Below are 10596 nucleotides of genomic sequence, written 5' to 3' on the forward strand. Positions count from 1 at the left end.
ACCGGACCGCGCAAAAGGTTGCACCGAGGTCTCATCGTCCGTATTGACACGAGGAAGGTCTACACATCTAAAGTACTAGCATCCTAGTTAAATGGAGGTGGCGGTGATCGAGTTCCATCTGGATCCCGGTTCGGGGGTGTCGCCGTACATGCAGCTCGTCCGGCAGGTGCGGCACGCGCTGCGACTCGATCTGCTGCGGGTGGATGATCAGCTGCCGACGGTGAAGGACGTGGTGGCGCAGCTCGCGATCAACCCGAACACCGTGCTCAAGGCGTACCGGGAGCTGGAGCACGAGGGACTCGTCGCGCCGCGTCCCGGCCTCGGGACGTTCGTGACGCGCACCCTCGCCGGCGAGTCGCTCGGCGCGCACGGGCCGCTGCGCAAGGACCTGGAGCGCTGGCTCGCCAAGGCGCGGCTCGCCGGCCTTGACGACGAGAGCATCGAGGCGTTGTTCATGACTACCTTTCGGTCCGCCCGGCAGGAGGACATAGCGTGACCGCCGCCTTGCAGGCCCAGGGGCTGGGCAAGAAGTACGGGAAGCGGTGGGCACTGTCGGATTGCACGCTCGACATTCCGGCGGGACGGGTCGTCGGGCTCGTCGGGCCGAACGGAGCGGGGAAGACGACGCTCCTGAACCTCGCGGTCGGCCAGCTCGCGCCGTCCGCAGGCGACATCCGGGTGCTCGGCGGGCGTCCGGCGAGCGGGCCGGAGCAGCTCGCCAAGGTCGGGTACGTCGCCCAGGACACACCCACCTACGCCGGGCTGAGCGTCGCCGACCACCTGAAGCTGGGTGCGCGGCTGAACCCGCGCTGGGACGACGCGCTCGCCCGTGACCGTGTCGAGCGGCTCGGGCTCGACCCCGCGCGGCGGGCCGGGAAGCTGTCCGGCGGGCAGCGGGCCCAGCTCGCGCTCACCCTCGGCATCGCCAAGCGGCCCGAGCTGCTGATCCTCGACGAGCCGGTCGCCGCGCTCGACCCACTGGCCCGCCGCGAGTTCCTGCAGAGCCTCCTCGAAGCAGTCGTCGAGCACTCGCTCAGCGTCGTGCTGTCGTCCCATCTGGTGTCCGACCTGGAACGGACGTGCGACTACCTCGTCGTGCTCGTGGAGTCGCGGGTCCGGGTGGCGGGGGACGTCGACGACCTGCTCACCGCCCACCACCGGCTGACCGGGCCGCGCCGCGACCCGGCGACGCTGCCGGCGCAGCAGGAGGTCGTGTCCGAGAGCCACACCGACCGGCAGAGCACGCTCATCGTCCGGACCGAGGCCCCGATCCACGACCCCGCGTGGACGGTCGGCCGGCTCGGGCTGGAAGACCTCGTCCTCGCCTACATGACCCCGACCGCCACGGCCCGTCCCAAGCTGGAGGCGATCCGATGATCTGGCTGACGTTCCGGCAGTTCCGCGTCCAGGCCGCGGTGGTGTTCGGCGGGCTCGCGATCCTCGCCGCCGCCCTGGCCGTCACCGGCCCCGGCCTCGCGGACGAGTACGCCACCGGGATCTCGTCCTGCACCAGCCAAGAGGCGTGCAACGAGTTCTCCCGGCTGTTCGTCACCGGGCACCAGGCCTCCTACGGCGCGCTGCTCGTCATCGTGATCGGCCTTCCGGGCCTCATCGGCGTCTTCTGGGGCGCGCCGCTGGTCGCCCGGGAACTCGAAGCCGGAACGCACCGCCTCGCCTGGAACCAGAGCGTGACCCGGACCCGCTGGCTGGCCGTCAAGCTCGGCCTCGTCGGGCTGGCCTCCATGACGGCCGCCGGGATCGCCGTCTTCGCCGTGGACTGGTGGTCGGACCCTATCGCCGAGGCCGCGATCACACGCTCGTCGCGGATGACGCCGCTGCTGTTCGACGCGCACGGCATCGTCCCCGTCGGCTACGCGGCGTTCGCGTTCGCGCTCGGCGTCACGGTCGGCGTGCTCGTGCGCCGCACTCTGCCCGCCATGGCGATCACCCTCGCGGTGTTCGCCGCCGTCCACGTCGCGGTGCCGCTGTGGGTCCGCCCGCACATCATCCCGCCGGAGAGCGGCACCGTCGCGATCACCTCCCACAACCTGGAGTCGCTGATGCTGAACGCCGACTCCATGACCGTGCGGACCAGGGCGGCGACGGGAGCCTGGACGCTCTCGAACCACACCGTGGACGCGTCCGGCCGCGAGGTCGCCCACCTGCCCGTCTCCCTGGGCACGGGACCGTGCGCCCCGCGGGCACCCCGGCCGGGCGCCGAGCCTCGGCCTCCCACCGGGCCGCCCCAGGAGTGCTTCGACGCACTCGCCCAGCAGGGCTACAAGCAGAAGGTGGTCTACCAGCCCGCCGAACGCTTCTGGCCGCTCCAGTGGGCCGAGACCGGAGTGTTCGCCGTCCTCACCCTGGGCCTGACGGGATTCTGCTTCTACTGGACTCGCCGCCGCCTCTCCTAGAAGTCGCTCATCACCGCGGGTCCGTCCGCGTAGCCGACGCCCCAGAGGGTGGACGGGCCCGCGAAGGTGATGTCGAAAAGCCCCCCGGCGGGGAGGGCGACGGGCTGCCAGGCACCACCGGCGTACCGGTAGAGGTCGTGGTTGCCCAAGGTCACCCACGGGGTGCCCGAGCCGTCGATGGCCAGGTCCTCGATCCGGAGGTTCTCCGGACCCGGGATCACGGTCCAGCCGTCGCCGTCCCGGTGCGCCAGGTGGTGCGCTCCGGCGACCCAGAGTTCGTTCTCCCCGGCGGGGCGGACCAGGCCGAGCCATTGCTCCCCGGGCAGGTCCGGCAGTGCGGCCGGCGTCCAGGAGGCGCCGTCGAAATGCAGCAAGGCGGGATACCGGCCGGTACCGTCCGCGCCTCTCCTTGAGCCGGCCACCCACACGTCGGTGGCCGTCCGCGCCTGGAGATCGTTGACCCCGGTCCGCCGGTCGGGGAGATCCATGTCCGCCCAGGCGTCCCCGTCGCGCCTGAGCAGGTGCGGCTCGTCCGAGTCGGGGGAGACGGGCTGGGTGATCCACGTGCCCGCCGGGCCCGTGCTGAGCATCCCGACGGAAGCGCTGGACGGCCGGTCGACCTTCTGGAACGACGCCCCGTCGAACACGGCCAGATACTCGTAGAAGTTGCCCCGGCCGCCTCCGATCCACGTCTGGCCCGCGCCGGTCGCGACCCGCTCGATCATGCCGTTGCCGGTCCATCCGTTCAGCGGGTACTCCGTCCAGGACGAGCCGGTCCAGCGCCGCACGACCGGGTTGCCCGCGCTGTAGAGGACGCAACTGAAGTCCCAGAGCACGCAGTAGGCGCCCTGTCCCCCGGCGATCCACACGCCGCCCGCGTCATCGGAGGCGACGCTGTTCAGTTCGGCCCTCGGCCAGAAGAACGGCAGGGGCACCGTGTGCACGTCGTTTTCTACCGCGTGTTCTACCGCGTGCGCCGTCACGGGAAGGGCCAGCAGGGCGGCGCCCGCGATCGCGGCGCTCGCGAATATTCGTCTCATGAGGTGCGCACCGCGGCGGCGTCGTTGCCCTTGGCGCCGGCGCCCCAGATCGTGGAGGTTCCGGGGACGGCCGCGATGGCGTGCAGCCCGACGGCGGCTGTCGGGACGTCCTGCCACGCACCGTCGACGTACCGGAACAGGTACGACGGGCTCGCGGGCATCGCCACCCACGGGACTCCCGATGCGTCGACGACCAGGTCCCGGCTTCTCCAGCTCTCCTCCGGGATCCGGACGACGGTCCAGTCGTCACCGTCCCAGTGGGTAAGGAACTCCGTGGTGATCGCCCAGACATCGTCCGGACCGACCGGCACGACCTTGACGAACCCGTGGTCCTCGACGTCGGCCGGCAGTTCGGGTGGCGGGACGCCCGTCCAGGACGTCCCGTCGAAGTGCGCCGCCGCGGGCAGCCGGCCGGGAGTGCCGGCCTCGGCGGCGCGGGCCCCGACGAGCCAGACGTCGGTGGCGGTGCGCGCCTGGACGTCGGTGATCGTGTGGATCTCGGCGGGGAGCTCGACGCCGGTCCAGGTGGATCCGGTGCGCTTGTACAGGCTGTGGCGCCCGGTCCAGACGGCGGCGCGCTCGGCGAGCCAGGTTCCGGCCGCGCCCGTGCTGATCCGCTCGACCCGGCCGGACGGCGTGGCGACCTTCTGGAAGGACGAGCCGTCGAACCGCGCCACGTAACCCTGCCAGACGTCGCCCGTGCGACCGCGGCCCGCGATCCAGGTCTCGCCCGCGGCGGTCTCGCCCGCGGCGGAGGTGACGTGTTCGATCGGGCCGTTGCCGGTCCATCCGTTCAGCGGGTACCCCGTCCAGGACGTTCCCGTCCAGCGCCGCACGACCGGGTTGCCCTCGAGATCGATGACGCACTGCTCGTAGTAGGGGAGGCAGAAGACGCCCTGCACTCCGGCGGCCCACACGTCGTCCGGGCCGGTCACGGCGACGTCGTGTAACTCGGACCTGGCCCACAGGAAGGGCAGGGGGACCTCCTGCGCTTCGGGTTCCGCCGCGTGGGCCGTCATGGGGGCGGAAAGCGTCGCGGGCACGGACAGTACGGCGGCGACCGCGATCGCCGCACTCGCCAGGGAGCGCCTCATGCGCACACTATGAACCGCCTCCACGAAACGCGCCAGTGGCAACTGGCACAATTTTCCTCAGGTGGTCGTGCGTGGAGGTGAGCCCGTCAGGGCGTGAGAGTCAGCGTGCGCTGGATCTCCTCTGCGGTGGCGCGCATCCGGTCGGCCGATATCTCGACCTTGGAGAGCTTGGCGGGACGGCAGGAGATGGCGACGGCGCCGAGGACGGAGCCGGTCACGTCGGTGACCGGGACGGCGGCGCAGACGGTGCCGAGGGCGTACTCCTCGCGGTCGACCTGCATGCCGCCCGGAGGTTCGAGGGAGCGGAACAGGCGCCCGGGATCGGTGATGGTGTGCGGTGTCAGGTCGACGAGCGGGTGCCGGGACAGGTAGTCGCGGCGGGCATCGTCGTCGAGCTGGCTCAGGACGCACTTGCCGATGGCGGTGGCGTGCGCGGCGTCCTCGAAGCCGACCCACACGTCCACGCGGGGGGTGCGCGGGCCGTCGGCGATGTCGATGAGGCGGATCTCGTCGTCCATGTGCATGCTGAAGTACGCCGCGACGCCCAGCTCGTCCCGCAGGGCCATCAGGGTCGGGCGGATGCGGGCCAGCAGCTGCTGGGTCCGGCTCTGCCCGTGCAGGCTCTCGACCCGCTCGCCCAGCACCCATACGCCGTCCGACAGCCGCGTCGCGTAGCCCTCGTGCGCGAGGGTGCGCAGCAGGTGGTAGGTGGTGGCGAGGGGAAGCCGGGCCTCCCGGGCGAGCTGCTTGGCGGGCGCGCCGTTCGGATGCGACGCGACCACCTCCATGAGACGCAGCGCGCGCTGCACCGAGGCGATGAGAGTGGGTTTGCGTGCCTCATCCATTACCCACAGCGAACCCCTCTGGCCTGGTCCGGTCAAGGCCTCGGCGATGGTCGGACCCATTGCATCACTTCCGACGTGCGCGTGAAGCGTGTTTCCCGAATCGGCCACGGGATATGGCGATCACATGTTCAGGACTACTCAGAAGTACAACCGAAGAGTAACTTCGGGGCGAAGGCACGCCGCATCCAAGAACCCGAGATCAGCCCCGGCAACAGCCGGTCGAAACCGGGGACGTGGGGGGCCGTCCCCTGCCGAGGAGGACGCATGAGCCAGAGCAGCCACGCCGGCGGGCACGCCCACGTCGACGAGCGGACCGCCCGGAAGGTCGCCGAGGAGGCGCGCGAGACCGAATGGCGGCTGCCGAGCTTCGGCAAGCAGCTGTTCCTCGGCGACTTCCGCCTCGACCTCATCGACCCGCACCCCCGCCCGGACGGCGAGGCCCGCCGCAAGGGCGAGGAGTTCCTGGCCCGGCTCACCGAGTTCTGCGCCACCAGGATCGACCCTGCGCAGATCGAGCGCGAGTCCCGCATCCCCGACGACGTCATCGCGGGCCTGCGCGAACTCGGCGCGCTCGGCATGAAGATCCCCGAGAAGTACGGCGGCCTCGGGCTCAGCCAGCTCTACTACGGCCGGGCCCTGATGGTCGTCGGGTCGGTCAACCCCGCGCTCGCCGCGCTGCTGTCGGCGCACCAGTCCATCGGCGTCCCGCAGCCGATCAAGCTGTTCGGGACGCAGGAGCAGCAGGAGGAGTGGCTGCCGCGCTGCGCCAGGCAGGTCAGCGCGTTCCTGCTGACCGAGCCCGACGTCGGCTCCGACCCGGCGCGGCTGCGCGCCACCGCCGTCCCCGACGGCGACGACTACCTCCTCAACGGCGTCAAGCTGTGGACGACCAACGGCGTCGTCGCCGACCTCGTCGTCGTCATGGCGCGCGTCCCCAAGTCGGAGACGCACCGCGGCGGCATCTCCGCGTTCGTCGTGGACACGTCCACGCCCGGCATCACCGTGGAGAACCGCAACGCGTTCATGGGGCTGCGCGGCATCGAGAACGGCGTCACGCGCTTCCACGACGTCCGCGTCCCGAAGGCCAACCTGATCGGCAAGGAGGGCGCGGGCCTGAAGGTCGCGCTGACCACGCTCAACACCGGGCGGCTGTCGCTGCCCGCGATCTGCGCGGCGAGCGGCAAGTGGGCCGCCAAGATCGCGCGGGAGTGGTCGAGGGAGCGGGTGCAGTGGGGCCGGCCGGTCGGCGAGCACGAGGCCGTCTCCCGCAAGATCTCGTTCATCGCCGCGACCGCGTACGCGATGGAGGCGATGCTCGACCTGTCCAGCCAGCTCGCCGACGACGAGCGCAACGACATCCGGATCGAGGCGGCGCTGGCGAAGCTGTGGACGTCGGAGATGGCGTGCCGCGCCGCGGACGAGCTGATGCAGGTGCGCGGCGGGCGCGGCTACGAGACCGCCGAGTCCCTCGCGGCGCGCGGCGAGCGCGGCGTGCCCGTGGAGCAGGTGGTGCGCGACCTGCGCATCAACCGGATCTTCGAGGGCTCCAGCGAGATCATGCATCTGCTGATCGCCCGCGAGGCCGTGGACGCGCACCTGTCGGTGGCCGGTGACATCATCGACCCGGACGCGACCACCGGGCAGAAGGCGCGGGCGGCGGCGAAGGCGGGCGGGTTCTACGCGCGCTGGCTGCCGACGCTGGTCACCGGCTCCGGCCAGCGCCCGAAGGCCTACGCCGAGTTCGGTCCGCTGGCCAAGCACCTGCGGTACGTCGAGCGGGCGTCCCGCAAGCTGGCCCGCTCGATCTTCTACGCGTCGGGACGCTGGCAGGGAGGCCTGGAGCACCGGCAGGGCTTCCTCGGCCGGATGGTCGACATCGGCGCCGAGCTGTACGCGATGAGCGCCGTGTGCGTCCGCGCGCGGGCCGACTCGTCGGCGGACGGCCCGCTCGGCAGCGCCGGCGCGGGCGGCGAGGGCCCGGCCACGGCGCCCGGCGCGTCGGCCGTGCTGCTCGCGGACGCGTTCTGCCGGCAGTCGCGCATCCGCGTCGAGGAACTGTTCGACGGGCTGTGGCGCAACACCGACGCGATGGACTCGAAACTCGCGCGGGCCGTGCTCGCGGGCGACTTCGCCTGGGTGGAGGAAGGCGTCCTGGACCCGTCCATCCCCGGGCCGTGGATCGCGCCGTCCGAGCCGGGTCCGAGCGAGAAGGAGGACGTCCACCGCACCATCGGCTGAGCAGGGCGAACTCCCGCCCGGAACCGGCCGGGCGACATGCGTGCGGACGCCGCGGGGCGCGCGGCGTCCATGCGCCTGCGGGCGGCGGGCGTCGGGGGCGGAGTAGACTGGCCCGATCTTCGCGCCAGAGATCGACCGTCCCGAGCGGGTCAGGTCACCGATCCGGCGAACGAGAATCCAGAGCGCCCACGCACCCAGCGAGCGGGAAGTATGCAGTCACCTGGTCAGAAGAAGTCCATCGCAGGCACCCTCCTCAACCTCGTCGGCAGCCGCCCGAAGGGCTCCGCCCCGGCCGCCGCCGCCCCCGCTCCTGCTCCCGATCCAGCGAGCGGGGGCAAGGACGGGGACGTCGTCCAGCCCGCCGCCGGGGAGGGGGCACTGGAGAACCATCTGGGCGGGGACGAGGCCCGCAACTACCGCAAGTACGAGTACGACACGATCGCGCCGCACGTCGGGCGGTCCATGCTGGAGGTCGGCTCGGGTCTCGGGCACTTCTCCGAGCAGTTCGCCGGACGCCTCGACCACCTCGTCGTCAGCGACAACGACCCGTACTGCGTCGGCCAGCTGCGCGAGCGCTACGACGGCAGCGACGACGTCGAGGTCATCGACCTGGCGCTGCCCGCCGACATCGTGATCCGGCGGAAGGTCGACACCGTCGTGATGATGAACGTCCTGGAGCACATCAAGGACGACGTCCAGGCGCTGCGCGACCTCGCCGCCGTGACCGAGCCCGGCGGCCGGATCGTCATCTGGGTGCCCGGCTACATGCAGCTCTACGGCGACTTCGACCGCAAGGTCGGGCACGTCACCCGGTACACGCCGAAGACGCTGGAGGCGTCCGTCCGCGAGGCCGGGCTCGAACCCGAGGTGCTCAAGCCGATCAACTTCCTGGGCGGGATCGCCTGGTGGTTCGCGGTCCGCCGCGGCGGCGCCGGCTACCCCGACCCGAAGCTCGTCAAGATCTACGACCGGACGGTCGTGCCGCTCACCCGCACCATCGAGCGCGTGGTCAAGCCGCCGTTCGGGCAGACGGTGTTCTGCGTCGCCCGCGTCCCGCGCTGACGCGAGCACGCACGCGGCAACACAGGCACCCGGCAACACAGGCACGCAAGTACACAAGCACGCAGGAACACGCACCCGGCAACACAGGCACGGGCGAACTCCCGGAACGGGGACGGGTCACGGAATGCGACCCGTCCCCGTCGCTTTTTTCCTACGCCCGGAACCGGTATGTCGTCCGCCGCCTCCCGGCCTCCCCGCCACGACACTGGGCAGTGGCCGGAACGGTCCCGGGCCGCCTCTCCTGGCGGAGAAGCACCGCCTGCTTCCGCGGACCGCGGGCCGCGAAGGCCGGCCACGAAGTTCCCGTGTGGTCCGACGGTTCGGGGCGGGGGTCCCGCGGAGGGGAGACCCCCGCCCCCGAATCAGACGCAGGACGCGGGTCAGGCGACGGGCGCGGTGTCCTGCCCGGTCTCGGCATCGGTGGTGAACAGCGCCAGGCGGTGCGCGGTGGCGGCGGCCTCACCGCGGCTCGTCACGTCCAGCTTCCCGAGGATGTTGGAGACGTGCACGCTGGCGGTCTTCACCGAGATGAACAGCGCGTCGGCGATGTCGCGGTTGCTGCGGCCCTGGGCGACCAGGCGCAGCACCTCGTACTCGCGCGGCGTCAGCCCGAGCGGCGCGGACGACTCCCCCGCGCGGGACGTCCGGGTGCGGCGCAGCAGGTCGGCGACGCGCTCGCCGAGCGGTACCGCGCCGAGGCCGTCCGCCAGGCCCGCCGCCGTGCGCAGCCGGGCCGCCGCCGCCTCGTGGTCGCCGCCCGCCAGCGCGGCCTCCGCCGCGTGGAACAGCGCACGCGCACGGTAGTACGGGTTGCCGAGCGACTCCCACGCCGCCGCGACCTCCGTCCACGCGGCCAGGTCGAGGACGCCCCGGGCGCGGGTCGCCTCGGCGCTGAACGTGAGGTGGTACGCCCGCTGCAGCGGGCCGTCGGCGGCGAGACCGGCCGCGCGCTCCTCGATCCGCCGAAGATCGTCACCGGAGTCGGCCGTTTCGGCGCAGGCCGCCGCGCCGGTGATCAGCACCGGCCAGCTGTAGCGGGCGTCGTCGGGCAGGCCCGCGTTGTCGAGGACGGGACGCACCGCGTCCAGCGCGGCCTCAGGGCGTCCCTCGGCGAGCGCCAGGCTCGACTCGAGCCAGAGCGTGCTGAAGTAGTCCTGGGTCTTCAGCCACTTCATCTTGAGGTTCAAGATCTCGCGGGACACGACCAGCCGCTCCCTCGCGGTGGCCAGGTCCCCGCGCGCCAGCGCCACCCAGCCGGACAGGACGAGCAGCGACGTCCTCGTCGTGACGGCCGGGTCCTGCTCCATGGCGTGGTTCAGGACGGTGACGGCCTCGTCCCACCGGCCGAGCGAGACCAGCGGCTCGGCCTGGTTGATGGACAGGAACGTGCCCTGGGTACGGGCCACTCCGTACTCGCGGGAGAGCTCGATGCCGCGTCCGGCGACCGCGACGGCTTCCTCGTGCCGGCCGACGCCCTCCAGGAAATGGGACTTGATCACATGGCACCGGAGCATCACCCGGTGGTCGCCGGTGCTCTGCGCCGACTTCTCGACCTCGGCGAGATGGGAGTCGTCGGTGTAGTCGATGTCGGCGCAGAACTGGGTGATCAGCGCCTCCGCCTCGACGAGGGGGTCGGCGAGCGCCCGCGCGATGGCGAGGGACTCGGCCGCCGCCGTGCGGGCCTCGTCGATGTCGGGGGTGAGGCGGACGTAGTTCCCCAGCGTGGACAGCGCCCGAGCGCGCATCGCGGTCGGCGGGTCGGCGGGCAGCATCGACACCGCGGCGCGCATGTCCTCGACGAATCCCGGGCGGGCCATCTGGTAGCGCATGCGGCCGCGCAGCACCAGCATCATCGCCACGCGGGCCGGGTCCCGGTCGCCGGCTTTCGCCCAGTCCCCGCCCC

At 71.8% G+C, this 10596-nt stretch carries 9 protein-coding genes; 5 read left to right on the forward strand and 4 right to left on the reverse strand.

What is annotated here, in order from left to right:
- The first annotated feature begins 91 nt into the window (after positions 1–91).
- From E1285_RS14215 to E1285_RS14225, 3 genes are read left to right on the forward strand one after another with little or no spacing between them, the layout of a single operon-like run.
- Positions 92–496, forward strand: coding sequence for a GntR family transcriptional regulator (locus E1285_RS14215; RefSeq protein WP_207946590.1), 405 nt, complete (start codon positions 92–94; stop codon positions 494–496).
- Complete coding sequence (locus E1285_RS14220) at positions 493–1377, forward strand: ABC transporter ATP-binding protein (protein WP_132152020.1); 885 nt, start codon at positions 493–495, stop codon at positions 1375–1377. The genes E1285_RS14215 and E1285_RS14220 overlap by 4 nt, the downstream gene beginning before the upstream one ends.
- Positions 1374–2414 (forward strand): ABC transporter permease, encoded by a 1041-nt coding sequence (locus E1285_RS14225; protein ID WP_132152022.1) that lies wholly within the window; start codon positions 1374–1376, stop codon positions 2412–2414. The genes E1285_RS14220 and E1285_RS14225 overlap by 4 nt, the downstream gene beginning before the upstream one ends.
- Here the strand turns inward: E1285_RS14225 and E1285_RS14230 are convergent.
- The 3 genes from E1285_RS14230 to E1285_RS14240 all read right to left on the reverse strand — a co-directional run bounded on the left by E1285_RS14230 (position 2411) and on the right by E1285_RS14240 (position 5393).
- Complete coding sequence (locus tag E1285_RS14230) at positions 2411–3454, reverse strand: hypothetical protein (protein ID WP_132152024.1); 1044 nt, start codon at positions 3452–3454, stop codon at positions 2411–2413. The genes E1285_RS14225 and E1285_RS14230 overlap by 4 nt on opposite strands.
- Positions 3451–4548 carry a hypothetical protein gene (locus E1285_RS14235; RefSeq protein WP_132152026.1) on the reverse strand — a complete coding sequence of 366 codons (1098 nt, stop codon included), beginning with the start codon at positions 4546–4548 and terminating at the stop codon, positions 3451–3453. Before E1285_RS14235 ends, E1285_RS14230 begins: the two co-directional genes overlap by 4 nt.
- Before the next feature lie 86 nt (positions 4549–4634).
- Positions 4635–5393, reverse strand: a complete 759-nt coding sequence (locus E1285_RS14240) for an IclR family transcriptional regulator (RefSeq protein WP_132152028.1) — start codon at positions 5391–5393, stop codon at positions 4635–4637.
- Positions 5394–5657: 264 nt separating this feature from the next.
- Here E1285_RS14240 and E1285_RS14245 point away from each other — a divergent pair, with 264 nt between their 5' ends.
- The gene (locus tag E1285_RS14245) at positions 5658–7631 is read left to right on the forward strand and encodes an acyl-CoA dehydrogenase family protein (RefSeq protein WP_132152030.1); all 1974 of its coding nucleotides are present in this window, start codon (positions 5658–5660) and stop codon (positions 7629–7631) included.
- A 210-nt stretch (positions 7632–7841) separates the two neighbouring features.
- Positions 7842–8693 carry a class I SAM-dependent methyltransferase gene (locus E1285_RS14250; RefSeq protein WP_132152032.1) on the forward strand — a complete coding sequence of 284 codons (852 nt, stop codon included), beginning with the start codon at positions 7842–7844 and terminating at the stop codon, positions 8691–8693.
- Between the two features lie 380 nt (positions 8694–9073).
- On the opposite strand, the gene E1285_RS48165 is transcribed toward E1285_RS14250, so the two are convergent.
- On the reverse strand, positions 9074–10596 hold a 1523-nt coding region (locus E1285_RS48165), incomplete at its 5' end, for a helix-turn-helix transcriptional regulator (protein ID WP_132152034.1).

Source organism: Actinomadura sp. 7K507 (assembly GCF_004348425.1).
Lineage (GTDB): Bacteria > Actinomycetota > Actinomycetes > Streptosporangiales > Streptosporangiaceae > Spirillospora.

Coding starts and splice junctions, on each gene's coding strand:
- E1285_RS14230 (WP_132152024.1), bottom strand. CDS start 3,454: ATGAGACGAATATTCGCGAGCGCCGCGATCGCGGGCGCCGCCCTGCTG.
- E1285_RS14245 (WP_132152030.1), top strand. CDS start 5,658: ATGAGCCAGAGCAGCCACGCCGGCGGGCACGCCCACGTCGACGAGCGG.
- E1285_RS14240 (WP_132152028.1), bottom strand. CDS start 5,393: ATGGATGAGGCACGCAAACCCACTCTCATCGCCTCGGTGCAGCGCGCG.
- E1285_RS14225 (WP_132152022.1), top strand. CDS start 1,374: ATGATCTGGCTGACGTTCCGGCAGTTCCGCGTCCAGGCCGCGGTGGTG.
- E1285_RS14235 (WP_132152026.1), bottom strand. CDS start 4,548: ATGAGGCGCTCCCTGGCGAGTGCGGCGATCGCGGTCGCCGCCGTACTG.
- E1285_RS14215 (WP_207946590.1), top strand. CDS start 92: ATGGAGGTGGCGGTGATCGAGTTCCATCTGGATCCCGGTTCGGGGGTG.
- E1285_RS14250 (WP_132152032.1), top strand. CDS start 7,842: ATGCAGTCACCTGGTCAGAAGAAGTCCATCGCAGGCACCCTCCTCAAC.